The 26,324-nt window shown below is 68.0% G+C and carries 26 protein-coding genes; 18 read left to right on the forward strand and 8 right to left on the reverse strand.

The features are described 5' to 3' along the window. Window positions 1-264: 264 nt before the first annotated feature. Window positions 265-1,011, reverse strand: coding sequence for a proteasome assembly chaperone family protein (locus tag IEY26_RS10160; protein ID WP_188978544.1), 747 nt, complete (start codon window positions 1,009-1,011; stop codon window positions 265-267). Window positions 1,012-1,123: 112 nt separating this feature from the next. Between IEY26_RS10160 and IEY26_RS10165 the strand changes: the two genes are divergently transcribed. Then, window positions 1,124-2,032: an RsmB/NOP family class I SAM-dependent RNA methyltransferase gene (locus IEY26_RS10165; RefSeq protein WP_188978546.1), complete on the forward strand. Its 909-nt coding sequence runs from the start codon at window positions 1,124-1,126 to the stop codon at window positions 2,030-2,032. Further along, on the forward strand, window positions 2,029-2,538 hold the full coding sequence (locus IEY26_RS10170; RefSeq protein ID WP_188978548.1) for a DUF7122 family protein: 510 nt from the start codon (window positions 2,029-2,031) through the stop codon (window positions 2,536-2,538). Before IEY26_RS10165 ends, IEY26_RS10170 begins: the two co-directional genes overlap by 4 nt. A 64-nt stretch (window positions 2,539-2,602) precedes the next feature. On the opposite strand, the gene IEY26_RS10175 is transcribed toward IEY26_RS10170, so the two are convergent. Beyond that, complete coding sequence (locus IEY26_RS10175) at window positions 2,603-4,096, reverse strand: DUF790 family protein (RefSeq protein ID WP_188978550.1); 1,494 nt, start codon at window positions 4,094-4,096, stop codon at window positions 2,603-2,605. A gap of 53 nt (window positions 4,097-4,149) precedes the next feature. On the opposite strand from IEY26_RS10175, the gene IEY26_RS10180 reads away from it, so the two are divergent. Continuing rightward, complete coding sequence (locus IEY26_RS10180) at window positions 4,150-4,500, forward strand: hypothetical protein (RefSeq protein ID WP_188978552.1); 351 nt, start codon at window positions 4,150-4,152, stop codon at window positions 4,498-4,500. A 66-nt stretch (window positions 4,501-4,566) separates the two neighbouring features. Here the strand turns inward: IEY26_RS10180 and IEY26_RS10185 are convergent, their stop codons facing one another. Then, window positions 4,567-5,910, reverse strand: a complete 1,344-nt coding sequence (locus IEY26_RS10185) for a DEAD/DEAH box helicase (protein WP_188978553.1) — start codon at window positions 5,908-5,910, stop codon at window positions 4,567-4,569. A gap of 473 nt (window positions 5,911-6,383) precedes the next feature. Between IEY26_RS10185 and IEY26_RS10190 the strand changes: the two genes are divergently transcribed. From IEY26_RS10190 to IEY26_RS10215, 6 genes are all read left to right on the forward strand, one after another. Further along, window positions 6,384-6,971: a nucleotide exchange factor GrpE gene (locus IEY26_RS10190; RefSeq protein WP_188978555.1), complete on the forward strand. Its 588-nt coding sequence runs from the start codon at window positions 6,384-6,386 to the stop codon at window positions 6,969-6,971. Next, window positions 6,964-7,377 carry a hypothetical protein gene (locus tag IEY26_RS10195; protein ID WP_188978557.1) on the forward strand — a complete coding sequence of 138 codons (414 nt, stop codon included), beginning with the start codon at window positions 6,964-6,966 and terminating at the stop codon, window positions 7,375-7,377. The genes IEY26_RS10190 and IEY26_RS10195 overlap by 8 nt, the downstream gene beginning before the upstream one ends. Before the next feature lie 152 nt (window positions 7,378-7,529). Continuing rightward, on the forward strand, window positions 7,530-9,452 hold the full coding sequence (gene dnaK / locus IEY26_RS10200) for a molecular chaperone DnaK (protein WP_188978559.1): 1,923 nt from the start codon (window positions 7,530-7,532) through the stop codon (window positions 9,450-9,452). Window positions 9,453-9,483: 31 nt separating this feature from the next. Beyond that, window positions 9,484-10,641 carry a molecular chaperone DnaJ gene (gene dnaJ / locus IEY26_RS10205; RefSeq protein ID WP_188978561.1) on the forward strand — a complete coding sequence of 386 codons (1,158 nt, stop codon included), beginning with the start codon at window positions 9,484-9,486 and terminating at the stop codon, window positions 10,639-10,641. A 423-nt stretch (window positions 10,642-11,064) separates the two neighbouring features. Next, entirely contained in the window at window positions 11,065-11,748 is a 684-nt protein-coding gene (locus tag IEY26_RS10210; RefSeq protein WP_188978563.1) for a hypothetical protein, read from the forward strand. A gap of 44 nt (window positions 11,749-11,792) precedes the next feature. Next, window positions 11,793-12,236 carry an NUDIX hydrolase gene (locus IEY26_RS10215; protein ID WP_188978565.1) on the forward strand — a complete coding sequence of 148 codons (444 nt, stop codon included), beginning with the start codon at window positions 11,793-11,795 and terminating at the stop codon, window positions 12,234-12,236. A gap of 1 nt (window position 12,237) precedes the next feature. On the opposite strand, the gene IEY26_RS10220 is transcribed toward IEY26_RS10215, so the two are convergent. Further along, window positions 12,238-14,238, reverse strand: a complete 2,001-nt coding sequence (locus tag IEY26_RS10220) for an AMP-binding protein (RefSeq protein WP_188978567.1) — start codon at window positions 14,236-14,238, stop codon at window positions 12,238-12,240. Window positions 14,239-14,392: 154 nt separating this feature from the next. Between IEY26_RS10220 and IEY26_RS10225 the strand changes: the two genes are divergently transcribed. Then, complete coding sequence (locus IEY26_RS10225; protein WP_188978569.1) at window positions 14,393-15,454, forward strand: zinc-dependent alcohol dehydrogenase family protein; 1,062 nt, start codon at window positions 14,393-14,395, stop codon at window positions 15,452-15,454. A gap of 314 nt (window positions 15,455-15,768) precedes the next feature. On the opposite strand, the gene IEY26_RS10230 is transcribed toward IEY26_RS10225, so the two are convergent. Further along, entirely contained in the window at window positions 15,769-16,218 is a 450-nt protein-coding gene (locus IEY26_RS10230; RefSeq protein WP_188978571.1) for a universal stress protein, read from the reverse strand. 75 nt (window positions 16,219-16,293) lie between these two features. On the opposite strand from IEY26_RS10230, the gene IEY26_RS10235 reads away from it, so the two are divergent. Continuing rightward, complete coding sequence (locus IEY26_RS10235) at window positions 16,294-16,845, forward strand: GNAT family N-acetyltransferase (protein WP_188978573.1); 552 nt, start codon at window positions 16,294-16,296, stop codon at window positions 16,843-16,845. Between the two features lie 54 nt (window positions 16,846-16,899). Beyond that, the gene (locus tag IEY26_RS10240; protein ID WP_188978575.1) at window positions 16,900-18,576 is read left to right on the forward strand and encodes an acyl-CoA mutase large subunit family protein; all 1,677 of its coding nucleotides are present in this window, start codon (window positions 16,900-16,902) and stop codon (window positions 18,574-18,576) included. Between the two features lie 48 nt (window positions 18,577-18,624). On the opposite strand, the gene IEY26_RS10245 is transcribed toward IEY26_RS10240, so the two are convergent. Continuing rightward, on the reverse strand, window positions 18,625-18,840 hold the full coding sequence (locus IEY26_RS10245) for a hypothetical protein (RefSeq protein WP_188978577.1): 216 nt from the start codon (window positions 18,838-18,840) through the stop codon (window positions 18,625-18,627). Here IEY26_RS10245 and mce point away from each other — a divergent pair. Further along, on the forward strand, window positions 18,835-19,221 hold the full coding sequence (gene mce, locus IEY26_RS10250) for a methylmalonyl-CoA epimerase (RefSeq protein WP_188978580.1): 387 nt from the start codon (window positions 18,835-18,837) through the stop codon (window positions 19,219-19,221). The genes IEY26_RS10245 and mce overlap by 6 nt on opposite strands. Window positions 19,222-19,251: 30 nt before the next feature. Here mce and IEY26_RS10255 read toward each other — a convergent pair whose 3' ends face one another. Further along, window positions 19,252-19,767, reverse strand: a complete 516-nt coding sequence (locus tag IEY26_RS10255; RefSeq protein WP_188978582.1) for an NUDIX domain-containing protein — start codon at window positions 19,765-19,767, stop codon at window positions 19,252-19,254. Window positions 19,768-19,834: 67 nt separating this feature from the next. Then, window positions 19,835-20,482 (reverse strand): FAD-binding oxidoreductase, encoded by a 648-nt coding sequence (locus IEY26_RS10260; RefSeq protein WP_188978584.1) that lies wholly within the window; start codon window positions 20,480-20,482, stop codon window positions 19,835-19,837. Window positions 20,483-20,692: 210 nt separating this feature from the next. Between IEY26_RS10260 and IEY26_RS10265 the strand changes: the two genes are divergently transcribed. The 5 genes from IEY26_RS10265 to IEY26_RS10285 all read left to right on the forward strand — a co-directional run bounded on the left by IEY26_RS10265 (window position 20,693) and on the right by IEY26_RS10285 (window position 26,218). Further along, on the forward strand, window positions 20,693-22,435 hold the full coding sequence (locus IEY26_RS10265) for a 2-oxoacid:acceptor oxidoreductase subunit alpha (protein ID WP_188978586.1): 1,743 nt from the start codon (window positions 20,693-20,695) through the stop codon (window positions 22,433-22,435). Then, window positions 22,432-23,295 (forward strand): 2-oxoacid:ferredoxin oxidoreductase subunit beta, encoded by an 864-nt coding sequence (locus IEY26_RS10270; protein ID WP_188978588.1) that lies wholly within the window; start codon window positions 22,432-22,434, stop codon window positions 23,293-23,295. Before IEY26_RS10265 ends, IEY26_RS10270 begins: the two co-directional genes overlap by 4 nt. 345 nt (window positions 23,296-23,640) lie before the next feature. Continuing rightward, window positions 23,641-23,814 (forward strand): hypothetical protein, encoded by a 174-nt coding sequence (locus IEY26_RS10275; protein ID WP_188978591.1) that lies wholly within the window; start codon window positions 23,641-23,643, stop codon window positions 23,812-23,814. Window positions 23,815-24,011: 197 nt separating this feature from the next. After that, window positions 24,012-25,262: a digeranylgeranylglycerophospholipid reductase gene (locus IEY26_RS10280; protein WP_188978593.1), complete on the forward strand. Its 1,251-nt coding sequence runs from the start codon at window positions 24,012-24,014 to the stop codon at window positions 25,260-25,262. 125 nt (window positions 25,263-25,387) lie between these two features. Beyond that, on the forward strand, window positions 25,388-26,218 hold the full coding sequence (locus IEY26_RS10285) for an aldo/keto reductase (RefSeq protein ID WP_229774024.1): 831 nt from the start codon (window positions 25,388-25,390) through the stop codon (window positions 26,216-26,218). Window positions 26,219-26,324: the final 106 nt, after the last annotated feature.

Here is a 26,324-nt window from a genome sequence, read left to right on the forward strand (position 1 = left end):
GACCGCTGACGGCCCGGGGCGCTACTCACGTCACGGGGCAGGTTCGCCGCGCTATCGCACTTGAAGGCTCGGACGGCTATAGAGCAGAAACAGAATACTGCAAGCATTCGGCGACCGAGCGGTCCGTCAGGACCCGGTAGGTCGCCGATTCACTCGCGACGAAGTCGCGAGGCCCAAGCGCGACCAAAGGGAGCGCGCAGGGCTTTTCTCGTAGCTTTTGCTGCGCTTGACCGCGCGAAGCGCGGTCAAGCGCAGCAAAAGGTACTATTCGAACATCCGGAGCGGCTGGGCTTGGCTGGATTCTTCTTCGGCGGCTTGCTGCATGCGCTGGGCGAGTTTCTGTTTCTGTTCCTGGATTTCTTCGGCGGATTCGACGAGTTCGTCGGTGTCGACGGTGAGGTCGGTGATGGGTTCGATGCCGTTGTCGATGAGTTGCTTGGAGGCGGCGGGGTCGGGGAATTGGGGGTCGGCTTGGACGACGAGGCCGACGCTGTCGTGGTCGGTGAGGCTGGCTTGGTGGACGAGCGCGCCGGTCGGGCCGCCGATGACGCCTTCTTCCGGTGGGAGGTCGACGTCGGCTTTTTCGAGGAGGTGGCGGGCGTCGCCGGTGGAGACGCCGAAGACTTCGGGGACGTGGCCGGGGTCTTCGGCCTGATGCGGGAGGCCGGAGAGGTAGAGGGGGGTCGCGCCGTATTCGTCGAGCCAGTCGGTGACGGCGGTGGCGAAGTCGTCGGCGGCGGTGCGGGAGACGGGGACGTCGCTCTGGAGGGCGAGGACGTCGTGTTCTTCGCTGCCGTAGATGCGGACGGGCGGGTAGACGTCGGTTTCGCCTTCGCGGTAGACGGCGACTTCGGGGAGGCCGTCGCAGTCGACGGAGGCGACGAGCGTCATGTCGAACTGGTCGACGATGTGGTCGGTGGCGATCTTGCCGACGAGGCCGACGCCGGGGAGGCCTTCGATGAGCGTGGGGTCGTCGAGGTCGAGTTCGTTTCGAACGCGGACGTTTGCCATACGTCGCGGTTCGCTCGGCGGCCGCTTAAACCGTGTGGCGGACGCGACCCCGGACGCAGTGGGGCGTCGGGAAGCGCAATTCCTTAACGGGGCTGGCGGGTAGTCGGTGGTAATGGACGCACTCGGGCGGTACGAGCCGATTATCGAGGACTTCGAGGCGTTCCTCGACGCCTGTGCGAGGCCGCTGCCGACGACGGTGCGGGTGAACGGGATTCAGTCGCCGCCGACGCGGGCGGTCGCAGCGCTGGAGGCGGAGGGCGTGGCGGTGACTCGCCGCGAGTGGAGCGAGGACGTGCTCGAAGTGGAGACGGCGAAGCCGGGGAACACGTGGCCGTACTTCCACGGGTGGATTCACGGCCAGGAGGAGGTGTCGATGGTGCCGCCGGTCGTGTTGGACCCGGACCCGGGCGACGCGGTGTGGGATTCGTGTGCCGCGCCGGGCGGGAAGGCGAGCCAGCTCGCCGACCTGATGGACGACACGGGGCTCGTGGTGGCGAACGACGACAACCTCGGGCGGGTGTCGGCGCTCCGGTCGAATCTCGACCGCTTGGGCGTGTCGTGTGCGGCGGTGACGAATCGGGACGCGCGCCGGCAGACGCTCGACGCGTTCGACGTCGACGCGTTCGACGCGGCGCTCGTCGACGCTCCCTGCACGTGTGAGGGGACGGTTCGGAAGAACCCGGACGCGCTCGACGGCGCGGGGCCCGGGGCGAGTCGGAACCTCGGCCGCCTGCAGGCGGACATCCTCCGCCGGGGCGTGGAGTCGACGCGCGAGGGCGGGACGGTCGTCTACGCGACCTGCACGTTCGCGCCGGAGGAGAACGAAGCGGTGGTAGACGCCGTGCTCTCGGAGGGGGACTGCGAGCTCGTCGAGTTCGACGTCGGCCTCGACTCGCGGCCCGGCCTCACCGAGTGGGAGGGCGACGAGTACGACGAGTCGCTCACGCGCGCGAAGCGCTTCTACCCGCACCTGAACGACACGGGCGGGTTCTTCACGGCGAAACTGGAGGTGACGGCGTGAGCGAGAACCGCGGCGACGTCGTCGCGCGCCTCCCCGCGACGGCCGCCGACCGCGACGTCGCCGGCCGGGTGACCCGCGAGGAGGTCGTCGACTACTTCGCCGACCGCTTCGGCGTCCCCGAAGCCCACCTCGAGGAGTACGCGTACTACGAGAAGGGCGCGGGCCGCATCTGGGCGTACCACGGCGACCACGCCGGCGGAGAGACACAGGTAGAAGCGCTCGGCCTCCCCGTCCTCCGGACGCGCCAGGAGTTCTGGAAACCCACGACGACCGCGGCGCAGAAGTTCGGCCCGCTCGCCACCGAGTGCGTCATCGACCTCGACGACGCGGACGCCGACGCCTTCGTCGGCGGCGACACCGTCGAAGTCGACTGGGACGGCGACTGGGGCTACCTCTTCGCTCAGCATACGCTTCCGGGTGGTGAGCGCGCCGTGATGGGCGTCGGCCTCTTCACGCACGGCGAGTTGAAGTCGATGGTGCCGAAGGGCCGGCGGCGGGAGAAGTAGGTCCGGACGGGGTCGGCAGACGGGCGAAGTAGTTCTCGCCCGGTTCGGCAGACGGGCGGTGGGGTTATTTCTCGCGGACGGTGCCGCCGGTGAGGCCGTCCCATTCGACGCGGTAGCCGAGGCGGGCGAGCACTGCGGAGGCGTCGGTGAGGCCGTAGTCGTCGAGGGCGTCTTCGGCCTCGTCGAGCGACTGGCCGGCGTCGATGTCGTCGGCGAGGGTTTCGAGGACGGCGGGGCGGACGAGGGTGCGGCCGACGAGTTCGTGCTCGGGGAACGCTCTATCTTCGACGGCGTCGACGGGGACGCCGAGTCGGTCGGCGTAGGCGTCGAGGTCGAGGACGTCGTCGTCGGGGGTGAGTTCGTCGGGGAGGTCGGCGGCGGCGTCGGCGACGATGTCGGCCTCGTGGTCGCGGAGGACGTCGACGACGTCTTTCACGCGGACAGTCCCAGCGTAGGTGACGACGCGGTGGTCGCGGGCTTCGATGTCCTCGCCGACGCCGAGGGATTCGTCGACGGCGACGACGAGGTTCTCTTCTGTTGCGTCGAGCTGGGCGAGTTTCTTCTCGACGTACTCGGGCGTCCAGAAGCCCATGATTTCGAAGTAGACGCGGACGTCGCCGTAGCGGTGCGTGAAGGCGAAGTCGGGAATCATCACGTGGTCGCCGGCGTCTAAGAAGTCGGGTTCGCGTTCGAGCGCCCAGTCGAGGTCGAGGCTCTCGAAGCGGGTGGCGAAGTCGCGTTCGACGTCGCTGTCGTAGGAGACGTCGACGACGGGTTCGACGCCGGGCGGGCGGAGCGGGTCGTCGTCGGTGAGCACCATCGTTCGCTCCGTTCCGCGGTCGTCGATGGTGGCTTCGACGCGGAACTCTTCGGCGTTCACGACGCTGCGGAGGAGGCGCGCGAAGCGCGTGCCGTACCGCCGCGTCTTCCGGAAGACGGCGTCGGGGCCGGTGAGGACGACCACGCGGCCGTTCTCGGTTTTCTCGATCTCGTAGAGGAGGCCGAGGCGTTTCACGGCGAGCACGAGGTCGCGGGGTTCGCTCGTCTCGACGCGGAGTTCGACGGCGTCGAAGAGCGCGGTCTGCGCGAGCGAGAGGTTGTATTGGCTCACGAGGGCGTCGGCGTCCCAGCGCGGGTCGAAGTCGACGAGGACCTGTCGGGCGTCGAGGTCGGCGTAGAGGGCGTCGGCGAGGGCGTCGGGCGTCGTGTCGAGCGTCTCGCTCGCGCGTTCGAGCGCGGTTTCCCGCTCCGCGTCGGTGACGACGCCGAGGCGTTCGCCTTCGCGGAACGCGAGTTCGCGGGCGCGCTCGGGCCGGACGGCGCTCTGCGTCTCGAAGACGGCGTCGCGGTCGAGGAGTTTCGCGAACCCGCGGACGAGCTTGAAGTCCTCCGCCTCCCCTTCGAGGTCGTCGAGGGCGTCGGCGAGCGCGCCGCGCGTCTCGCCGCGGTGGCCCTGGTAGACGCCGAGGACGCGGGCGGCGAGCGCCGCGTTCTCCGTGAACCGGGGCGTGTAGCCGCCGCCGGCGCGCGTGACGCGGAGGAGGTCTTTCGTCAGCACACTCGGAAGGAGGCAGGGGAAGGCTCTTACCGCTGCCGACTGAGTTCGAGAGTATGAATCAGGCGCGCCGCCGCCTCCTCGCCGGCGTCGGACTCACGGCGCTCGCCGGCGTCGCCGGCTGTACGAGCGCACGCGCCGGCACGCCCGCGTCCGTGCCGGAGACGAGTTTCGAGCGGAGCGAGGACGGCCGCCTCCTCGTCCGCGCGACCGTCTCGAACCCGAGCGAGGCCGAAGAAGCCGTCGTTCTCACCGTCACGGCCGACCTCGGCGACCGCGTCCTCGAAGAATCCCGCGACCTCACTCTCGACGCCCACCAGACACAGGTCGTCGAGGTCGTCTTCGACGTCGCGTGGGAGGACGCCTCACAGGACCTCAGCGTCAGTTCGACCCTCCGTCCGGCCTGAGCCGGGTCGGCGGGGGCGTCCGCCGGGCCCGAATCCGCGTGGAACGTCGTTCAGCGGCGGCGTCGTTCAGCGGCGGCGGTCGGCGACGTTTTCTTCGGCGGTGTCCGCGGAGACGAGTTCGTAGAGGAGCGCGCGGCCGCCGTCGTCTTTGGGGCGGAGGACGCGGCCGAGGCGCTGGGTGAACTCGCGTTCGCTCCCGGAGCCGGCGAGGACGACGGCGACGTTCGCGTCCGGGACGTCCACGCCCTCGTCGAGGACGTTCGCCGTCACGATTCGGGAGTACGTGCCGTCGCGGAAGGCGTCGAGGAAGTCGCGGCGTTCGGCGGTGTTCGTCTCGTGCGTGATGGCGGGGAGGAGGAAGCGCTCGGAGAGCCGGTAGACGAGGTCGGTGGAGGCGGTGAAGACGATGATTCTGTCGCCGCGGTGGCGGTCGAGGATGCGTTCGAGTTCGCGGATTTTGTTCTCGGATTCGCTCACGATGCGGCGGGCTTCCTGTTTCGCGAGGAGGGCTTCGCGGGCCCGCGGGTCGCTCCCGGAGCGCTTCACGAGCTCCATGTAGTCGCTCCCGGAGGAGAAGGAGAGGTTCGAGGTGCGGAGGTACTCCACGAAGGTTCCCTGTGCGTCGTCGTAGCGTTCGCGCTCTTCGTCGGTGAGCGGGACGTCGACGCGTTTGACGGCGTACTCGGCGAGGTGGTCGCCGGCGAGGTCGTCGGGTGAGAGGCGGTAGACGACGTCGCCGACGAGGGTTTCGACGGTCTCGTGCGCGTGGTCGGGGCGTTCGAAGGTCGCGGTGAGGCCGAGGCGGGCGGGAGCGGCGGAGAACCGCGCGATTTCCCGAAACCCTTCGCCGCCGAGGTGGTGGCATTCGTCGTAGACGACGAGCCCGAAGTGGTCGCCGAGTTCGTCGGCGCGGAGGTAGGCTGAGTCGTAGGTGGAGACGGTGACGGGTTCGAGTTCCTGTGTGCCGCCGCCGAGCTGGCCGACGTCGCAGTCGAACTCGGCGTCGAGTTCGTCGCGCCACTGGACGAGGAGGTCGACGGTCGGGACGACGACGAGCGCCGACTGGTCCACGGACTCGATGGCCTTGATGCCCAGCACGGTCTTCCCCGACCCTGTCGGAAGTTCGACGACGCCGCGGCGGCGGGCGTCCGTCCAGGCGTCGAGGGCGTCCCGCTGGTAGTCGCGGAGGACGTAGTCGGAGCGGACGCTGATACGCTCCCAGTCGGGCACCGAATCCTCGACGGGGACGTCGAAGGTCTCGAGGTGCGCGCGGAGGTCGGGGTAGCGGTAGGCGGGCGCGCGGTACGTGTCGGTTCGGTCGTCGCGCTCGACGAACGGGAGGCCGTCGAGTGAGTCGTGACGGCCGTCGATGCGGATGGTGCCGTCCTCGTACGCGAGCGCGACAGGCATGCGTAGGTCGTCGTAGAACGCACGCCACTAAATCTCCGTCCCTCCGGGTCGGCAGTGTTCAGATAAGGCGGTCGTGACGAGAGCAGCGTTGGAGACGACGTTTCCGAAAACGCTCTCCCGCTCGGCGGCTGCGAACGACGCTGTGCGCGGCCTCCGGCCGTGCTTGCGGGTTGGTTCGAGAGAGCGAAGCTCTCTCGTCATCACGAAAGGCGCTTTGCGCCTTTCGAACGATCTCGCTCGCCGACCGGTCGGCCCCTTTCGATTTCCCACCCGCGGTGGGTTGTGGCGACGTTCTATGCGTATCTGAACACCGCCTCCGCGTCGGCGTCAGAGTTCTTCGTCGTCGGTGTCGGAGAAGGCGAGGGTGACTGAGTCGTCGAGGTCCGTACCGGTGAGAGAGCGGACAGCGGGGTAGTCGCGCCGGCACTTCGGATTCTGCAATCCTTATACGCACGAGGGCGTTTTCATCGTGCATGAACGACGACGCCGACGCCGGTCAGGCCGTCGAGGAGGAATCGCCCGTGGAGTCGACGCTCGCCGACCGCGTCGCCGAGTACGACGAGGCGCTCGCGGCGGAGGTCGAAGCCGTCGAGGCGCACGAGCGAGAGCTGGAAGCCGAAGTCGCCGACCTCCGCGAGGAGGTAGACGAGACGGAAGAGCGCCTGAAGCGCGTGCAGGCGGACTTCCAGAACTACAAGAAGCGCGCGAAGAAGCGCCAGGAGCAGATGGAGGAGCGCGCGACGGAGGACCTCGTGACGCGCCTGCTCGACGTCTACGACAACCTGGAGCGCGCGCTCGCGGAGGAGTCCGGGGACTACGAGGGGCTGAAGGAGGGCGTGAAGCTGACGAAGGGCGAGTTCGAGCGCGTCCTGGAGAACGAGGGCGTCGAGGAGATTCGCCCGGAGGAGGGCGCGGAGACGGACCCGGAGCGCCACGAGGTGATGATGCAGGTGGAGAGCGACGCGCCGGCGGGGACGGTGGCGGAAGTCTACCGCCCCGGCTACGAGATGGGGGAGAAGGTCCTGCGGCCGGCGCAGGTCACCGTGAGTAGCCGTGAGTGAGACAACCGTCGGGTCCGCGGACGCCTACCGGCCCGGCTACTGTAACATCGGGCGGGAGCAGCGCCGGCAGCGCTACCTCGTGTCGGCGGCGGCGTTCGGCGCGGCGGCGGTGTACGTCGCCGCGTACCTCGCGGGCTACCTCGCGGAGCCCCTCCTCCTCGGGGTGTTCATCCCGCTGAGCATCGGGTACGAGTGGCTGTTGCAGGCGTACACGGCGTTCTGCGTGCGGCTCGCGTTCCGCCACCGCTACGACTTCAGCGGCGACGCGACCTGCGACTGCGGCGCGGGGCGAGTGTCTGACGCGGAGGCGCGCCGGGCGGACCAGCTGCAGGCGACGAAAATCACGGCAGTCGCGGTCCTCCTCGCCGCGGTGACGACGGCCGCGCTCGCCGCCGTGCTCTTCTGAGGTCGACGAGTCGATTTCCGCTTCAACATAAAGATACGTCTTATCCAGGGCGACGGGGGCGCGAGAGTCGTGTTTTCGGGCGGCTCGCGGAGTTTGGGGGCTTCCCGCACTAGCAAGGTTTAAACGAAACGCGCAGCTATCCTGCTACCAAGATGGTTAGTGAGAAGGTTCTCGGTATCGACCTCGGGACGACGAACTCCGCGTTCGCCGTGATGGAGGGTGGGGAGCCCGAAATCATCGTGAACGCCGAAGGCGATCGAACGACTCCGTCCGTCGTCGCGTACGACGACGGCGAACTCCTCGTCGGGAAGCCGGCGAAGAACCAGGCGGTCCAGAACCCCGAGCAGACGGTGCAGTCCATCAAGCGCCACATGGGCGAAGACGACTACACCGTCGAACTGGGCGACGAGGAGTACACGCCGGAGCAGGTCTCCGCGCGGATCCTCCAGAAGATCAAGCAGGACGCCGAGGACTACCTCGGCGACGACGTACAGAAGGCCGTCATCACGGTCCCCGCGTACTTCAACGACCGGCAGCGGCAGGCGACGAAGGACGCCGGCGAGATCGCCGGCCTCGACGTCGAACGCATCGTGAACGAGCCGACGGCCGCGTCGATGGCCTACGGCTTCGACGAAGGCGAAGAGGAGACCATCCTCGTCTACGACCTCGGCGGCGGGACGTTCGACGTCTCCGTCCTCGAGATGGCGGAAGGCTACCACGAGGTCCTCGCGACGAACGGCGACAACGACCTCGGGGGCGACGACTGGGACGAGGCCATCATCGACCACCTCGCGGACGAGTTCGAGTCCGAGCACGGCATCGACCTCCGCGAGGACCGCCAGGCCCTCCAGCGGCTCAAGGACGCCGCCGAAGAGGCGAAAATCGAACTCTCCTCGCGCAAGGAGACGACGGTCAACCTCCCCTTCATTACTGCGACGGACAACGGGCCGGTCCACCTCGAACAGGACCTGACGCGCGCGACGTTCGAGAAAATCACGACCGACCTCATCGAGCGGACAGTGGGGCCGACGGAGCAGGCGCTCGAAGACGCTGACCTCTCGACGTCGGACATCGACGAGGTCGTGCTCGTCGGCGGCTCCACGCGGATGCCGCAGGTCCAGGAGAAAGTCGAGGAGGTCGTCGGGCAGGAGCCGCGGAAGAACGTCAACCCGGACGAGGCCGTCGCGCTCGGCGCGGCGATCCAGGGCGGCGTGCTCTCCGGCGAGGTCGACGACATGGTCCTCCTCGACGTCACGCCGCTGAGCCTCGGTATCGAGGTGAAAGGCGGGCTCTTCGAGCGACTCGTCGAGAAGAACACGACGATTCCGACGCAGGCCTCGAAAGTGTTCACGACGGCCGTGGACAACCAGACGTCCGTCCAGATTCGCGTCTTCCAGGGCGAGCGCGAAATCGCCGAGGAGAACGAACTATTAGGAGCGTTCCAGCTCACGGGGATCCCGCCCGCGCCGGCGGGGACGCCGCAGATCGAGGTGACGTTCGACATCGACGCCGACGGCATCGTGAACGTCTCCGCGGAAGACCAGGGCTCGGGTAACTCCGAGGACATCACCATCGAGGGCGGTGCCGGTCTCTCCGACGAGGAGATCGAGGAGATGCAGGAGGAAGCCGAGAAGCACGCCGAAGAAGACGAGGAGCGCCGCCAGCTCATCGAAGCGCGGAACAACGCCGAGTCCGCCGTGCAGCGCGCCGAGACGCTCCTCGAGGAGAACGAGGAGATGGTGGACGACGACATCCGCGCGGACGTCGAAGCCGCGATCGAGGACGTCGAAGCGGTCCTCGAAGACGAGGACGCGGACGCCGAGGAGCTCGAGGACGTGACCGAAGAGCTCTCCGACACGCTGCAGGAGATCGGGAAGCAGGCCTACCAGCAGCAGGCCCAGCAGGCCCAGGGCGGTGCCGGCGCGGGTGCCGGCGGCATGGGCGGCATGGGTGGAATGGGCGGCCCCGGCGGCATGGGCGGCCAGGCCGGCGGAGACGGCGACGGCGAGGAGTTCGTCGACGCCGACTTCGAGGATGTGGACGAGTCTGACGAGTCCGAGACGGACGAGAACTAACTAACCCTATCTACGCCGTTCAACTGAACTGATGACTGAGACGTTTTACGATGCGCTCGGAGTGAGCAAGGACGCCGACGAGTCGGAGATAAAGACGGCGTACCGGGAGAAGGTGAAGCAGTACCATCCGGACGTGAGCGACGAGCCGGACGCCGAAGAGCAGTTCAAGAAGATTCAGAAGGCGAAGGAGGTGCTCACGGACGAGGAGAAGCGCCAGGCGTACGACCAGCTCGGCCACGAGCGCTTCGAGCAGGCGGAGAAGCGCGGCGGCACCGGCGGCGGTGGCGCTGGTGGCATGGGCGGCGGCGGGCCGTTCGGCGGGATGGGCGGCGGCGGTGGTCAAGGAACGGGCGGGATGGGCGACATCTTCGACCAGTTCTTCGGCGGCGGCGGTGGCCGCGGCGGCCCGCAGGCCGGCCAGGACCTCCGCACGCGCCTGGAGATCACGCTCGAAGAGGCGTACGAGGGCGTGTCGAAGCAGGTGTCGGTGCGGCGGCCGGAGACGTGCCCGGACTGCGGCGGGGACGGCCACCCCGAGGACGCCGACGTCCGCACGTGCCCGGAGTGTAACGGGCAGGGGCAGACGACGCAGGTCCAGCAGACGCCGTTCGGGCGGATGCAGACGAGCCAGCAGTGCCGGCGCTGCGGCGGCGACGGCGAGCTCTACTCGGAGACCTGTAGTACCTGTAGCGGGCAGGGCCAGATTCGCCAGCAGGCGACGCTGACCGTCGACGTCCCCGCCGGCATCCAGTCGGGGCAGACGCTCCGGATGGACGGCGAGGGCGCGCCCGGCGACCCGCGCGCCCCGAACGGCGACCTCCTCATCGAGGTCGCGGTCGAAGACCACCCGGACTTCGAGCGGGACGGCGCGGACCTCCACCACGACTTCGCCATCTCCTTCCCGCAGGCCGTCTTCGGCGACACCGTCCAGGTGCCGACGCTCGACGGCACGAGCGAGTTCGACATCCCGGCCGGCACGCAGTCCGGCGAGCGCTTCCGCCTCCGGAACAAGGGCATGCCGCGCCTCCGCGGCCGCCGGAAGGGCGACCTCTACGTCACCGTCCAGGTCGTCACTCCCGACTCACTCAACGAGGAGCAGCGCGAGGCACTGGAGGCCTTCGCGGAAGCCGGCGGCGAAGAAGTCGACGTCGAACAGGGCTTCTTCGAGAAGATCAAGAGCAGCTTCTAACCCACTTTTTCATTGTCGTTCGAAAGGCGCGAAGCGCCTTTCGTGATGACGAGAGACGGCTTCGCCGTCTCTCGAACCACGAGCGTCCTGACGGGCGCTCGATGAAAACCTGGACTAAAAGCCTCCTCGCTCCCGTGCGCCCTTCGGGCGCGTGGTCGCTCGTCGGCCCGCGACTCACGGAGCTCGTCGCGGTGAACCACTCGGTTCGGGCTTTCCAAGCCGCTCACCTCGCGGATGTTCGCATCGTGGCTCGTCTGACCAGTGCTAGCTTGCGGCGGATTCACTCCTGGTGAAGCGTCAAAACTGTGCAGTCGTCGTGAACGTCGGACTCGCCGTCGACGGAGCCGGGTAGGGGTGAGGTGGCGGTGTGGTGAGTAGCAGGAGACCGGCGTCGTTTTCCCGGCCGTGGCCGAACGGTGGGGTATGGAGACGCTGTACGACCTGCTCGCGGACCTGCCGCCGGGGGCGAGCGTGGAGACGGCGCGGACGACGTACGACGCGGACGCGACGCGCGGCACGGCGTTCAAGACCGGGAACTTCCTGCGGACGCTCGGCGTGCGCGAGGGCGTCGACGTCGGCGTCGCGTCCGTCGCCGAGGCGAAACCCGTCTTCGCGTTCCTCGGCGCGGGGCTGCTCGGCGCGACCGTCCAGTTCGACCCCGCGACCGGCGACGAGCTGCGCGCGTACGTCGCCCCCACGGCGGACGTCGAGGGTCTCGACCTGCCGGCGGGCGGCCAGCGCGTCGCCTGGGGCGAGAAACCCGGGAACCCCCGTATCGAGTATTTCGAGCGGGACGTGTGGAGCGAGAACCCGGCCTTCCCGCCCGTTTCGTTCGACGGCGACACCGCGCTCCTCGACGCGGGCTCGACGACTTACACGCACCGCGACCTCCTCGACGCCGCCGAGCGCTTCGAGCGCGAACACCCCGGCCCCGTGGTCGTCGACGCGGACTTCGTCCACCCCGGGACCGTCGTCGCCGTCCTCGCCGCGCTCCGCGCCGGAACCGCCCTCCACCTCGGCACGACCCCGGCGGCGGACGACGCGGACGCGACCGTCGTCAGCGTCACGGCCGAGAACGCCGTCGACCCCCGCTACGTCGACATCTAATTCTATCGGTGGGTTTTTCGAGCCGCGACGACTCCCACACGGCCATGCCCGAGGACTCCTGGAAGCACATCCGGCCGGTGGCGGTCGGCGTGCCGACGCGCGCGAACGGCGACGACGTGCTCGTCGCCGAGCACGAGACGCCCGACGGCGAGACCTTCTACCGGCCGGTCGGCGGCGGCGTGGACTTCAACGAACGGAGCGACGACGCCGTCATTCGGGAGTTCCGCGAGGAGCTCGACGCGGCGTTCGCGCCCGAGGCCCGCCTCGCCGTCCTCGAAAACCGCTTCGAGTGGGACGGCGAAGCCCGCCACGAGCTCGTCTTCGTCTACGCCGGCCACCTCGTCGACGACGAACTCCGCGAGCGAGACAACCTCACCGCACACGAACCCGAGACCGGCGAGGAATTCCCCGTGGTCTGGAAGCCGCTCGAGGATTTCTACGAGGGCGACACGCTCTACCCCGACGACCTCCTCCCGGTCCTCGACTGAGTCAGTCCTCGCGGAGCGCCTCCAGCGCCTCGGGGTTCTCGATGCTGGAGAGGTCGCCGATATCCTCGCCGGTGTACGCGCCCTCGATGGCGCGCCGGATGATCTTCCCCGACTGCGTCTTCGGGAACTCCTCGACGAACCGGATTTCGCGGGGGCGGAACGGTTTGCCGAGTTCGTCGCCGACCTGCGCGCGGAGTTCGCCCGCGAGCTCGTCCGACTCCTCGTAGCCGGGTTCGAGGATGACGTAGGCGACGACGGCTTCCCCGGTCGTGTCGTCGGGGACGCCGACGGCGGCCGCCTGATTCACGGCGTCGTGGTCCATGAGCGCGCCCTCGACCTCCGCGGGACCGACCTTCCGGCCGGCGACGTTGATGGCGTCGTCCGCGCGGCCGTGCAGGAACCAGAAGCCGTCGTCGTCTCGCTGCGCCCAGTCGCCGTGGTTCCACAGCGGCGGGTTCGTGAACGCGCTCCAGTAGGTGTCGAGGTAGCGGTCGTCGCCCTCCCAGAGCGACCGCGTCATCGAGGGACAGGAGTCGCGGGCGACCAGCAGGCCGCGTTCGCCCGCGTCGGCGACGGAGCCGCCCTGCGAGTCGACGATGTCGATGTCCATGCCGAGGCCGGGGCCGCCGAGCGTGCACGGCTTGAGGTCCTGAATCGGCATCGGCATGAGGAAGCAGCCGACGATTTCCGTCCCCCCGGAGATGTTGATGATGGGGGCCTCGCCGTTCCCGACGTGCTCGTAGAACCAGTGCCAGGACTCGGGGTCCCAGGGCTCCCCGGTCGAGCCGAGCAGGCGGATGCTGGAGAGGTCGTGTTTTTCGACGTGCTCGTCGCCGTACTTGCGGAGCGCGCGGACCGCGGTCGGGGAGACGCCGAACTGCGTGACGTCGTGGCGGTCGATCATCGACCAGAACCGGTCCGGCTCGGGGTGGTCGGGCGCGCCCTCGTACATGACGACCGTCCCGCCGAAGGCGTGGTTCCCGATGAGCGTCCACGGCCCCATCATCCAGCCGATGTCGGACACCCAGAAGAAGCGGTCCGCAGGCTTCTGGTCGAACCCGAAGTGAATCTCCTTCGCCGGCTGGACGAGCGCACCGGCGTGCGAGTGGACGATACCCTTCGGCTTGCCGGTGGTGCCGGAGGAGTAGAGGAGCATACAGGGGTCGTTCGCGTCCATCGCCCGCGTCTCGAAGTCGTCGTCCCGCGTCTCCACGGCCTCGGTCCACGACTCGTCGCGCGCGTCGTCCCACGGGATACCCGCGTCGTCTGCGTCCTCGCCGTCGTCGGGCACGTGCCCCAGCCGGTCGAAGACGATGGTCGACTCGACGTGACCCGTCTCCTCGACGGCCTCGTCGGCGGTCTCCTTGAGCGTGACTTCGCCGCCGCGGCGGTAGAAACCGTCGCCCGTGAAGAGCACGCGCGCTTCGGACTCATCGAGGCGCGTCGCCGTCGCGTCCGTTCCGAACCCGGAGAAGATGGGGACGGCGATGGCTCCGACCTTGAAGACGCCGTAGAGGATGCTCACGACCTCCGGGACCATCGGCATGTAGAGCGCGACCGTATCGCCCTCCTCGATGCCGCGTTCGACGAGCGCGTTCGCCACCTGATTCGACTGCCGGGCGAGCTCGTGGTAGGTGAGCTCGCGCGTCTCGCCGGGTTCGCCCTCCCAGACGCACGCGGTCTTGTTCCGCGTCTCCCGGCCGCGCTCCGCGTAGCGGTCGACCGTGTTGTGCGCGACGTTCAGCTCCGCGCCCACGTACCAGTCCGTGAACTGCGGGCCGTCCGAATCGTCCCGCACCGCGTCGTAGCCCTCGAAGAAGTCGAGGCCGAGGTAGTGCGGGAGCTCCCCCCAGAACCACTCGAGGTTCCCCGTGGTTCGCTCGATGAGCTCGTCGTAGTCGTCGATGTCGTGCGCCTGCATGAACCGCCACACGTTCGTCGACTCGACGAACTCCCGAGAGGGGCGATGCGCGATTTCGTCGACGTCCGCCAGGGAATCCATACTGGACGTTCCCGCGGGAATCGTGAAGTAAGTTCCTCCACGCGCCACACCCCGCGAGGAGTTATCGACTCTCGCACCGACCGACCGATCCGGAAACGAACCGCCGTGAGAACGGGCGAAGATTTACCATCGTTCGAGAACGACGTGTGGTGTCATGCGAGCCGCAGTCCTCGCCGAGTACGGAGAACCGCTAGAGATCCGGGACGTCGACCGGCCGACCGCCGACGCGGACGGCGTCGTCGTCGAGACGGAGGCGTGCGGCGTCTGCCGGAGCGACTGGCACGGCTGGCAGGGCGACTGGGACTGGATCGGCTCCCAGCCGCCCAAGGGCCAGATTCTCGGCCACGAACCCGCCGGGACAGTAGTGGAAGTCGGTGACGACGTCGAAACGCTCCAGGAGGGCGACCGAATCGCGGTCCCGTTCACCCTCGGCGACGGCGTCTGCCCCGAATGCCGCAGCGGCCACGGCAACCTCTGCGAGAACGTCCGCGCGCTCGGCTTCACCCCCACCGCCCAGGGCGCGTTCGCAGAAGAGTTCCCGGTTCCCGTCGCCGACCACAACGCCGTCAAACTCCCCGACGGCGTCGACGCCGTCGACATGGCCGGCCTCGGCTGCCGCTTCACCACCGCCTACCACGGCCTCGCCCACCGCGCCGACATCACTCCCGGCGACTGGGTCGCCGTCCACGGCTGCGGCGGCGTCGGCCTCTCCGCCGTGCACATCGCCGACGCCCTCGGCGGCCGCGTCGTCGCCGTCGACCTCGACGACGACAAACTCTCCGACGCCACCCGCCTCGGCGCGGAAGCCACCGTCAACGCCGGCGACGTCGACAACGTCCCCCGCGAAATCATGGGCATCACCGACGGCGGCGCGGACGTCGCCGTCGACGCCCTCGGCGTCGCCGCCACCTGCCGCAACGCCCTCGGCTGCCTCCGCCGCCACGGCCAGCACGTCCAGATCGGCCTCACCACCAGCGACGAAGGCGGCGACATCCCCCTCCCCACCGACATGATGGTCATGAAGGAAATCGACGTCGCCGGCTCCTTCGGCATGCAACCCACCCGCTACGACGAAATCTTCTCCATGGTCGCCGCCGACAAACTCGATCCCGGCGCTGTCGTCTCCGGCACCATCGGCCTCGAAGACGTCTCCGACACCCTCCAAGCCATGACTACCTACGACACCGACGGCATCCCCGTCGTCGATTCCTTCTAACCCACTTTTTTATTGCGAGCGCCCTGACGGGCGCTCGATAAAAACCTGGACTAAAAGCCTCCTCGCTCCCGTCGCGGCCCAAAGGGCCGCGGTGGTCGCTCGTCGGCCCGAGCGCTCACGCTGTTCGCGCTCGGAGGTCACGCGAGCCGGGCGGGACCGGAGGTCCCGCTTGCCGTACGGGCGACTCACGGGTCGCCCGTACAACGACCGCAGGGAGCGAGCGTGACTCAACCGGAACTCGTTCCGGCGCTAAATCGCGGCACTTCCGGGCGCTGACGACCCGCTCGGTGCGCGAACGCTCGACGGTGGTTGTGTCACTCTTCGTCGAGGTCGGCGTCGTCGCGGCGGTCGTGGACGGTGAGGACGGGGACGGCGGAGGCGCGGACGACGCGTTCGGTGACGCTGCCGAGGAGGACGTGTTCGAGGCCGGTTCGGCCGTGGGTTCCCATGACGATGAGGTCGGCGTCCCGGTCGCGGGCGGTGTCGACGATGACGCGGTGCGGGGTGCCCTCGACGACGGCGGTTTCGGCGGTGACGCCGGCGCGCTTGGCGCGTTCGGCGGCGTCGGCGACGACCTCCGCGCCGTACCCGTGGAGGCGGTCGGCGAGCGTCGGCGTGTAGGAGTCGGCGGGGATGCCGTCGAAGTCGACGGCGTACAGGAAGACGACCGCGCTCCCGAGGTGACCGGCGAGCGCGAGCGCCTCCGAGACCGCACGGTTCGAGGGGTCGCTCCCGTCGACCGGCACGAGCACGCGGTTGTACATGTGGTACCGTAGGACGCGGAGCGATATAACTGGGTGGGACAAACCCTTTCCCGAGCGCGCGCGAACCGACTGCGCATGGAGATTCGTCCCGTGAAGAAACACGAGGAGGTGTGGCTGCTCGACCAGCTGGAGGAGCTGGGGATGGAAGACCCGGCGTTCCGTTCGCGGGACTACGTCGTCGCGCTGAACGACGACCGGGAAAAAGTCGGGTTCGGCCGGCTGCGCACGCACACCGAGGAGGGACGCCCGGTCTGCGAGCTCACGAACATCGGCGTGCTCGACGCCTACCGCGGCGAAGGCGTCGGCGCGCGCATCGTCGAGGCGCTCGTCGAGAACGCCGCCGAGCAGGAGTTCGAGGCGGTGTACAGCCTCACGCCCGAACCCGACTACCTCGCGCAGTTCGGATTCACGGCAGTCGGCGAGGACGACCTCCCGACGAAGCTCGTCCACCGCCTCGAAGAAGTGCGGGGCTACACCGACGTCGTGACGCCCGTGCGCGTCGCCGTCGACGACTTCTCCCTCCCCTTACGCCTCCGCGAGGACTCCGAGGCCGAAGGCGAGGACCCCGAGGAGTTCGGCGTCGACACCGAGAACGCGACCTACAAGTACGACACCGGTCGGAAGTAGGGAGTCGGGAGCGAACGTCGAACCATTAAGAGACGAGGCGACAGAGAGGCGAGTATGTTCGACGACGAGGACCTCGCGTCCATCCGCGAGGGCCGCGAGGAGTGGGAGGAGGAGACGCTGTCTCCCGTGCTCGACCGGTTCGGCGAGCGGAAGGAGTCGTTCGACACCGACACCGGCGGGCAGGACGTCGACCGGCTGTACACGCCGGCGGACGTCGACGACCTCGACTACGAGGACGACCTCGGGTTCCCCGGCGAGGACCCCTACACGCGCGGCGTCTACTCGACGGGCTACCGCGGGCGGCTGTGGACGATGCGGCAGTACGCGGGGTTCGGGACCGCAGCAGAGACGAACGAGCGGTTCCGCTACCTCATCGACCAGGGCTCCTCGGGGCTGTCGATGGCGTTCGACCTGCCGACGCAGATGGGCTACGACTCGGATGCGACGATGGCGGCGGGCGAAGTCGGGAAGTCCGGCGTCGCCATCGACACGCTCGCGGACATGGAGACGGTCTTCGACGGCATCCCGCTCGACGAAGTCTCCACCTCGATGACCATCAACGCGCCCGCGAGCGTCCTGCTCGCGATGTACATCGCGGTCGGCGACAAGCAGGGCGTCGACCGCGAGGAACTCCGCGGAACCATCCAGAACGACCTCCTGAAGGAGTACGTCGCGCGGAACACCTACATCTACCCGCCGGAGCCGTCGATGCGAATCATCACGGACATCTTCGAGTTCTGCGCCGAGGAGACGCCGAAGTTCAACACCATCAGCATCTCCGGCTACCACATCCGCGAGGCCGGGTCGACGGCCGCACAGGAGGTCGCGTTCACGCTCGGGAACGGCATCGAGTACGTCGAGGCCGCCCTCGACGCCGGGCTCGACGTCGACGAGTTCGCGCCGCAGCTCTCCTTCTTCTTCAACGCGCACAACAACGTCTTCGAGGAGGCCGCGAAGTTCCGCGCGGCCCGGCGGCTCTGGGCGTCCATCATGGAGGAGCGCTTCGACGCGGAGAAGGAGAAGTCGAAGCAGTTGAAGTTCCACACGCAGACCGCGGGGTCGACGCTGACCGCCCAGCAGATCGAGAACAACGTCGTGCGCGTCGCGTACCAGGCGATGGCCGCCGTGCTGGGGGGGACGCAGAGCCTGCACACGAACGGGAAGGACGAGGCGCTCGCGCTGCCGACCGAGAAATCCGTGCGGACGGCGCTCCGCACCCAGCAGATTCTCGCCCACGAGTCCGGCGTCGCCGACACCATCGACCCGCTCGCCGGCTCCTACTACGTCGAGTCCCTCACGGACGACGTCGAGGAAGAAGCCAGAGGGATTCTCGACGACGTCGAGGAGAAAGGCGGGATGCTCCCCGCCATCGAAGAGCAGTGGGTGCAGCGCCAGATTCAGGACGTCGCCTACGAACGCCAGCGCGAACAGGAGGAGGGCGAGCGCACCATCGTCGGCGTGAACGAGTTCGAGGTCGACGACGAACCGGAAGTCGACATCCAGGAAGTCACGGAAGAGGACCAGCAGCGCCAGCTCGACTCACTCGCCGAGGTGAAGGCCGAGCGCGACGACGACGCCGTCGAAGACGCGCTCGCCGCCCTCCGCGGGGCGGCGGAGGGCGACGACAACCTCCTCCCCTACATCGTCGACGCCGTCAAAGCCTACGCGACCGTCGGCGAAATCTGCAACGTCCTCCGCGACGTCTTCGGCGAATACCACCCCGGTATCTGAACGGAAACCGACCGCCGCTCCCGCAGTACGCCGCGACGACTGAGACCGCTACCTCTCGTCGGACTCCTCGTCGGCGTCGAGGTCGGGTTCCGGTTCGTCGGCGAGTTCGCGTTCGGCGTCCCGGTCGGTCCGTGAGTCGCGTTTGTTCTCCCCGGACGCCTCGCGGCCGCGTTTCGTGTCGCCCGTACCGGTTCTCCGGCGGCACGGGGGATAACCGTTGTCGGGGTCTTTTTCTCGGGCGGCGACGGAAGAGCGAGTATGCACGTGGACCACGTCGGCATCGCCACCGAGGACGCCGCCGAACTCGCCGCGCTCTACGAGGAACTCCTCGACGCTCCCGTCGTCCACGAGGAGGCGTTTCAGGGGATGCGCGTCGTCTTCTGCGAGTTCGAGAACGGGTACTTCGAGCTCTTAGAGCCCGCGGAGGACGACACGACCATCGGCCGCTACCTGGAGCAGAACGGGGGCGGCATCCACCACGTCGCGGTGGAGACCGACGACATCGAGGGCGCGCTCGACACCGCGCGCGACCTCGGCGTTCGCCGCCTCGACGACGACCCGCGACCGGGCGCGTGGGGGCACGAGGTGGCCTTCCTCCATCCGAAGGACACCGGCGGCGTCCTCGTCGAGTTCGTCCAGCACTAGCGGTCGAGCTACCGCCGGGAATCGCGTGGGTTACTCCTCGTCGTGGCCACCGAGGCGGCCGGCGATGTGGGGGGCGAGGTCGTCGGGCGGGTCGTCGAACCAGCGGGCTTCGCTGATGGCTTCGGGGTTGAGTTCGAGGGTCGGGTCGTCGGCGGTGGCGTCCCAGAGCGCCCAGACGCCGCCGACGCGGTCGCCGTCGTCGTCCTCGAAGACGTAGACGAGCGCGCCGAAGACGCCGACGAGGTTCGGCGTGATGCCGGTGGCGTGCTTCACGGCTTTCCGCGCGGTCTCCTCGAACGCCTCGTTCGAGTCGCGGGAGCCGCCGGGGATGTCCCACGCGCTGTCGATTTCCTCGCGGACGAGCAGGTGCTCGCCGTCGTGTTCGACGAGGACGCGGGAGCCGCCGAGCTGGCCGCGTTCGAAGGCGCGCATGCAGTCGCGGAACGCGACGGACGAGACCGTGATGTGTTCGACCTCGACGGTGAAGTCGCCGTACTCTTCCTGGAGGCGGACGACGTGTCGTTCGGCTTCCGGCGGTATATCCATGAGTCCCCCTGTCGAACCTGTCTGACTCACCCACTCGCAAAAGGCGTATCGGTTCTTCGCGTCGCTCTCAGTTCGTCGGTGCGGGGCCGAAGCCCTCGGCGTCGATGACGGCGTCGGGGAGGCCCGCGTCGGCGAGCGCGGCCTCGGCGGTCGCGACGAAGTCGTTGAACCCGAAGACGAACGCGATGTCGATGTCGTCCTCGACGGTCGTTGCGATGGCCGCGTCGACGTCGCCGTCGTCGCCGACGACCGCGACGGTCGCGCCGGCGGCGCTCAGCTCGGCGAGCCGCGCCTCGTGGCTCGGGTCGTCGTCGCGGTAGACGACCACCGCGTGTCCGCCGTCGCGGAGCGCGCGCTCGGCGACCGCGATGGCCGCGCCGATACCGGGGCCGCCCGCGGCGACGAAGACGGTGTCCTCGTCGGCGTAGTGCGTGTCGCCGAGCGGCGCAGACACGCCGACCTCGTCGCGAGCGTCGAGCGCGGCGATTCGGGGGGAGACGTCGCCCTCGGGGTCGATGCCGATAGTTACCTCGAAGGTTCCCTCGGTGTCGGGCGAGGAGAGCGTGTAGAAGCGCGCGGGCGCGTCTTCGTCGAGACGGAAGGAGACGAACTGGCCGGGCTCGCCGGCGAATCCGTCCGGGGTGTCGAGTTCGACGGCGACGGCGTCCCCGCCGACGTCGGTGACCGAGACGACGGTCACGGTGGTGTACTCCATAGGAGAACGGAGTGGCGCGGGGGATATGGGAGTTTCGCGACCCGCGGTATCATTCGTTCGACGTGAAAACCCGCTACGAATACCCGTCAGAGACGAGTGTATTTGTACAGATGGTCAGTTATCGAAGGGCGAGCGGGCGATTCGGCCGTTCTCGCACCCTCCTCGTCGTTTGGAAGGGTTTTTGCCCAGCGCGTCGGAAGTCCCTGGTACATGCAGGACGACCTGAACTGGGCCATCGGCGGCGAGGCCGGCGATGGAATCGACTCCACCGGGAAGATCTTCGCGCAGGCCCTCTCGCGAGCGGGGCGACACGTCTTCACGTCGAAGGACTTCGCGTCCCGAATCCGTGGCGGCTACACCGCGTACAAGATCCGAACCGCAGTCGATCGAGTGCAAAGCGTCGTCGACCGCCTCGACATCCTCATCGCGTTGACCGAGCGGACGGTCGACGAGAACATGGACGAACTCCACGACGGCTCCGTCATCATCTACGACGGCGAGCGCACGGAGTTCTCGGACTTCGAGGTCCCCGACGGAATGGTCGGCCTCGACGTCCCCCTGAAGTCCTTGGCCGAGGACGCGGGCGGTGCAATCATGCGGAACATCGTCGCCCTCGGCGCGGTCTGCGAGGTCGCCGACTTCCCCATCGAGAACCTCGACGAATCCCTCCAGAAGAAGTTCGGCGGGAAGGGCGAGAAGATCGTCGAGAACAACAAGGAGGCCGCGCGCCTCGGCGAGCAGTACGTCGCCGAGAACTACGAGACCGACTTCGACTTCGAGCTCGAAACGACCGACGAGGACTACGTCCTCCTGAACGCCGACGAGGCCATCGGGATGGGCGCAATCGCGGCCGGCTGTAAATTCTACGCCGGCTACCCCATCACGCCCGCGACGGACGTGATGACCTACCTCACCGGGCGTATCGAGCAGTTCGGCGGGCACGTCGTCCAGGCGGAGGACGAACTCGCCGCGATCAACCTCGCGCTCGGCGCGGCCCGCGGCGGCGCGCGCGCCATGACCGCGACGTCCGGCCCCGGCATCGACCTGATGGCGGAGACGTTCGGGCTCGTCGCCACCTCGGAGACGCCGCTCGTCATCGCGAACATCATGCGCTCCGGCCCCTCCACGGGGATGCCGACGAAACAGGAGCAGGGCGACCTCAACATGATGCTCTACGGCGGGCACGGCGAAATCCCGCGCTTCGTCCTCACGCCGACGACGGTCTCCGAGTGCTTCCACAAGACCGTGGAAGCGTTCAACCTCGCGGAGAAGTACCAGATGCCCGTCTACATCTCGGCCGACCTCTCGATGGCCGTGACGGAGCAGACGTTCAAGCCCGACGAGTTCGACATGGACGCCGTCGAGAACGACCGCGGGAAGGTCGTCGACGAGTCCGAGATCTCGAAGTGGCAGGACGAACAGGACCGCTTCAAGGCGCACGCCGTCACCGCAGACGGCGTCAGCCCGCGCGCCTTCCCCGGCACGGAAGGCGGCGTCCACATGTCCACCGGCCTCGAACACGACGAGCTCGGTCGCCGGACGGAGGACGTCGACGAACGCGTCGAGCAGGTCGACAAACGCAACCAGAAGGTCGCGACCGCCGAGGAACGCGAGGACTTCGACTACCGCGAGTTCGGGAACGCGGACTCCGACAACCTCGTCATCTCCTGGGGGTCGAACGAGGGCGCGATGGTCGAAGCGCTCGACTTCCTCGCCGAAGAGGACGTCGACGTCCGCTTCATCTCCGTCCCCTACGTCTTCCCGCGCCCCGACCTCACCGACGAGGTCGAGGCCGCGGAGAACGTCGTCGTCGTCGAGTGTAACTCGACCGGGCAGTTCGCCGACCTCATCGAGCACGACACACTTACGCGCGTCGAGCGCGTGAACAAGTACAACGGCGTCCGCTACAAGGCGGACGAACTCGCGGCGGAAATCAAGGAGGTAGTCGCATGAGCTCCAACGCACGATTCATCGATTTCAAATCCGACAAGCAGCCGACGTGGTGTCCGGGCTGCGGTGACTTCGGCACCATGAACGGCATCATGAAGGGTCTCGCCGAGACCGGGAACACGCCGGACGAGACGTTCGTCGTCGCCGGCATCGGCTGCAGCGGGAAGATCGGGACGTACATGCGTTCCTACGCGCTCCACGGCGTCCACGGCCGCGCGCTCCCCGTCGGCACCGGCGTCAAGATCGCGCGCCCCGACATCGAAGTCGTCGTCGCCGGCGGTGACGGTGACGGCTACTCCATCGGTGCCGGTCACTTCATCCACGCCGTCCGCCGGAACATCGACCTCACGTACGTCGTGATGGACAACCGCATCTACGGCCTCACGAAGGGTCAGGCGTCCCCGACCAGCCGCTCCGACTTCGAGACGTCCACGACGCCCGACGGCCCCAAGCAGCCCCCCGTCAACCCGCTCGCGCTCGCGCTCTCCGCCGGCGGTACCTTCATCGCGCAGTCGTTCTCCTCGAACGCCAAGCGCCACCAGGAGATCGTCCAGAAGGCCATCGAGCACGACGGCTTCAGCATCGTCAACACCTTCAGCCCCTGCGTCACCTTCAACGACGTCGACACCTACGACTACTTCCGCGACAACATCGTCGACCTCGACGAAGCCGACCACGACCCCACCGACCGCGAGGCTGCCAAGGACAAAATCCTCGACAACGACAAAGAGTACATCGGCGTGCTCTGGGAGGACGAAGACGCCACCGACTACAACACCGCCCACGGCGTCGACGAACCCATGCACGAAGTCCCCGACGGCGCGCCCGACGGCGCGACCGACCTCGTGCGCGAGTTCTACTAACGCACGTTTTGCTCTGCGCTCGGCGCGCTTCGCGCGCCGTCGCTCGGCAAAACCTGCACTAAAAGCCCATCGCGCTCCTGTCGCGCGCCTCCGGCGCGCGGTAGTCGCGCTCGGGCCTCGCCCTACGGGCGAGTGAACCGGCGAACTACCGGGTTCTTGGCGGGACCTTCGGTCCCGCTTGCCCGCACTCGCTTCGCTCGCGCGGACTCCGGACCACTCGTCCGCCGGACATCTCTTGCGGTTCTTCCTCTCTCGGCACGCGTCCCTACTTCTCGGTCGATGCGCGCGGCGTCGCGCGTTCGCGTTCGGGGGAACAGTTACCTGTCTCTCGTCCCGTGTCCGGGTATGGTCTCTCGGGAAAACCTCGTTATCGGCGTGTGCGTGGTCGCGGCGCTCGTGCTCGGACTGAGTGTGGCGTCGGCGACGTCGCTGCCGTCGTGGGTGGCGCTCGCCGTGTTCCTCGGCGTCGGCGTGCTCCTGCCGAACCTCCTGAACGAGTTCCTGCGGACGAGAACGTGAGCGAACGAGCGAGTGCGCGGGTGTGCGAGTGAATCGGACGGGTGAGACGCGGTGAGCGTCCGATAGTTCGAGCGTCACGCGTGGGGTTCGAGTGCCGTGTGAGCGGGTCGCTTCTGTTCCCGCTGAAACGTCGAAATACCGGCGGAGGCGTCCGTATTCAGCAACACTCATTAGCGAAACGTGGCTTCGGATAAGGTATGACAGACCGCTTTGACGTGGTAGTCGCCGGCGCGGGTCCCGCGGGAGCGCAGTGTGCGCGGGACGTCGCACAGCGCGGCTACGACGTCCTCGTTCTCGAAACTGAAGCGGAAGACGAGTTCCCGCGTCAAAGCAATAAATCGACCGCGGGGACGTTCCCCTCCACGATGGCGTCGTTCGGGATTCCGGACGACGTCGTGATGAACGCCACCGACGAGGTCGTGCTCGAATCCCCGAACGACCACTTCGTCCAGGAGCAGGCGGGCGCGGTCCTCGAGTTCGCGGACTACAAGCGCTGGCTCGTCGCCGAAGGCCGCGAGCACGGCGCGGAGTACCGCTTCGACTCCCGCGTCTCCAAGCCGATTATGGAGGGCGACGAACCGGTCGGCGTGAAGTACGACGGGGACGAGGAGGTCTACGCCGACATCATCATCGACGCGACCGGGCCGGCCGCGCCGCTCGCGAAAGCCCTCGACGTCGTCGACCTCCGACGGGAGAAGCAGGCCATCGGCATCGAGTGGGAGATGGAGGGCATCGACATCGACCACCCGGGCTACGCCGACCTGACGGACGCGATGATGCTCCGCCTCGACCACGACCTCGCGCCCGGCGGCTACTCGTGGATCTTCCACACCGGCGGCGACACCGCGAAAGTCGGGCTCTGCTACATCCAGAACGAGCGCTACCGCGAGAAGTCCAAGCAGGGCATGAGCATCGACGACTACCTCCAGTACTGGCTGGACGACGACCCCCGCTTCGAGAACGCCGAGCGCATCGAAGGCAAACAGCACCGCGGCTCCGCGCACATCCAGCGGCCCGGCCGGATGTCGACGGACAACTTCATCGCCGTCGGCGACACCGTCCCCTCCATCGACCCGCTCTGGGGCGAAGGCATCGGGAAGTGCATGCGCTCCGGGCGCGCCGCCGCCATCACGGTCGACTACTGCCTCACGCCCGACGCCCGCGACACGTCCCACGACAACATCTCCGTCTACGAGAAGCTCTGGCACGACGAGGTCGCGCCGTCCTCGCGCACCCGCCTCATGATGACGGAACTCCTCTATCTCGCCTCGAACGACCGCTACGACCGCCTCATGGAGGACCTCAACAGCGTCGGCATGGACACCCTGCAAAAAGCGAACGCCGGCAACCCCCTCGCCATCGCCAAACTCCTCCACCTCGACGACGCCCCCCTCCTCGTCGACTTCGCCCGCGAACAGCTCACCGGCGGCACCCTCACGCAGAACTGACACGGAACCTCGGCGCGACGAGTGTGGCTATCTCGCCCGCTGTCGCGGCGGCTCGCACGGACGAACCGGCGAAACCCGCGCTCGCCCGAACGTATAACTCCTCGACGGCAGTAGGACGATTCGTTATGACACGACCCGACAGTGACGACTGTCCGCGCGCGAACGGTATGCCGATGCTCGGGCTCGGCACGTGGGAGAACACCGACCCGGACGCGTGCGCGAACGCCGTCGAGGCGGCGCTCGAAGCCGGCTACCGCCACATCGACACCGCGCAGGCCTACGGGAACGAGGAGGACGTCGGCGAAGGGCTCGACGAGGCCGACGTGGCGCGGGAGGACGTCTTCCTCGCGACGAAAGTCTGGATCGACCACGCCGACCGCGACGGCGTCATCGAGAGCACCGAGGAGAGCCTCGAGAAGCTCGGCACGGACTACGTCGACCTCCTCTACATCCACTGGCCGTCGCGGACGTACGACCCCGAGGAGACGCTCCCGGCGCTGGAAGAGCTGAAAGCCGAGGGGAAGGTGAAGCACATCGGCGTGTCGAACTTCGAGCCGCGCCACCTCCAAGTGGCCGAGGACGTGATGGACGAGCCGATCTTCGCGAATCAGGTGGAGTTCCACCCGTTCCTCCAGCAGCGCCAGCTCCGCGACTACCTCGATGACACGGAGACCGAGATGGTGGCGTACTCGCCGCTCGCCCGCGGGAAGGTCTTCGACTCGGACGTCCTCACGGACATCGCGGACGCCCACGGCGTGAGCGCCGCGCAGGTGAGCCTCGCGTGGATCCGCTCGAAGGGCGTCACCGCCATCCCGAAAGCGACCGGCGAAGACCACATCGAGGACAACTGGGCGAGCCTCGACCTCGAACTCACGGACGAGGAGATCCGACGCATCGACGCCATCGAGGACGTCGACCGCCGCGTCGACCCCGGCTTCGGCCCCTGGAACGCGTAATCCGGTCGCACACGACCTTCCAGTTCTTTCGAGCGCCCAGCGTCGAAGAGCGACGGCGCGAACAGGGTGGCGCGGAGGTGACGTTCGCGGGGACGCGTCCGCGAGG

The sequence above is a fragment of the Halocalculus aciditolerans genome (assembly GCF_014647475.1).
Lineage (GTDB): Archaea > Halobacteriota > Halobacteria > Halobacteriales > Halobacteriaceae > Halocalculus > Halocalculus aciditolerans.

Bases quoted from the DNA above. Each gene is read 5' to 3' on its own strand.
- IEY26_RS10160 (WP_188978544.1), bottom strand. From the start codon at position 1,011: ATGGCAAACGTCCGCGTTCGAAACGAACTCGACCTCGACGACCCCACG.
- IEY26_RS10165 (WP_188978546.1), top strand. From the start codon at position 1,124: ATGGACGCACTCGGGCGGTACGAGCCGATTATCGAGGACTTCGAGGCG.
- IEY26_RS10180 (WP_188978552.1), top strand. From the start codon at position 4,150: ATGAATCAGGCGCGCCGCCGCCTCCTCGCCGGCGTCGGACTCACGGCG.
- IEY26_RS10185 (WP_188978553.1), bottom strand. From the start codon at position 5,910: ATGCCTGTCGCGCTCGCGTACGAGGACGGCACCATCCGCATCGACGGC.
- IEY26_RS10190 (WP_188978555.1), top strand. From the start codon at position 6,384: ATGAACGACGACGCCGACGCCGGTCAGGCCGTCGAGGAGGAATCGCCC.
- dnaK (WP_188978559.1), top strand. From the start codon at position 7,530: ATGGTTAGTGAGAAGGTTCTCGGTATCGACCTCGGGACGACGAACTCC.
- dnaJ (WP_188978561.1), top strand. From the start codon at position 9,484: ATGACTGAGACGTTTTACGATGCGCTCGGAGTGAGCAAGGACGCCGAC.
- IEY26_RS10210 (WP_188978563.1), top strand. From the start codon at position 11,065: ATGGAGACGCTGTACGACCTGCTCGCGGACCTGCCGCCGGGGGCGAGC.
- IEY26_RS10215 (WP_188978565.1), top strand. From the start codon at position 11,793: ATGCCCGAGGACTCCTGGAAGCACATCCGGCCGGTGGCGGTCGGCGTG.
- IEY26_RS10220 (WP_188978567.1), bottom strand. From the start codon at position 14,238: ATGGATTCCCTGGCGGACGTCGACGAAATCGCGCATCGCCCCTCTCGG.
- IEY26_RS10225 (WP_188978569.1), top strand. From the start codon at position 14,393: ATGCGAGCCGCAGTCCTCGCCGAGTACGGAGAACCGCTAGAGATCCGG.
- IEY26_RS10230 (WP_188978571.1), bottom strand. From the start codon at position 16,218: ATGTACAACCGCGTGCTCGTGCCGGTCGACGGGAGCGACCCCTCGAAC.
- IEY26_RS10235 (WP_188978573.1), top strand. From the start codon at position 16,294: ATGGAGATTCGTCCCGTGAAGAAACACGAGGAGGTGTGGCTGCTCGAC.
- IEY26_RS10240 (WP_188978575.1), top strand. From the start codon at position 16,900: ATGTTCGACGACGAGGACCTCGCGTCCATCCGCGAGGGCCGCGAGGAG.
- mce (WP_188978580.1), top strand. From the start codon at position 18,835: ATGCACGTGGACCACGTCGGCATCGCCACCGAGGACGCCGCCGAACTC.
- IEY26_RS10255 (WP_188978582.1), bottom strand. From the start codon at position 19,767: ATGGATATACCGCCGGAAGCCGAACGACACGTCGTCCGCCTCCAGGAA.
- IEY26_RS10260 (WP_188978584.1), bottom strand. From the start codon at position 20,482: ATGGAGTACACCACCGTGACCGTCGTCTCGGTCACCGACGTCGGCGGG.
- IEY26_RS10265 (WP_188978586.1), top strand. From the start codon at position 20,693: ATGCAGGACGACCTGAACTGGGCCATCGGCGGCGAGGCCGGCGATGGA.
- IEY26_RS10270 (WP_188978588.1), top strand. From the start codon at position 22,432: ATGAGCTCCAACGCACGATTCATCGATTTCAAATCCGACAAGCAGCCG.
- IEY26_RS10275 (WP_188978591.1), top strand. From the start codon at position 23,641: ATGGTCTCTCGGGAAAACCTCGTTATCGGCGTGTGCGTGGTCGCGGCG.
- IEY26_RS10280 (WP_188978593.1), top strand. From the start codon at position 24,012: ATGACAGACCGCTTTGACGTGGTAGTCGCCGGCGCGGGTCCCGCGGGA.
- IEY26_RS10285 (WP_229774024.1), top strand. From the start codon at position 25,388: ATGACACGACCCGACAGTGACGACTGTCCGCGCGCGAACGGTATGCCG.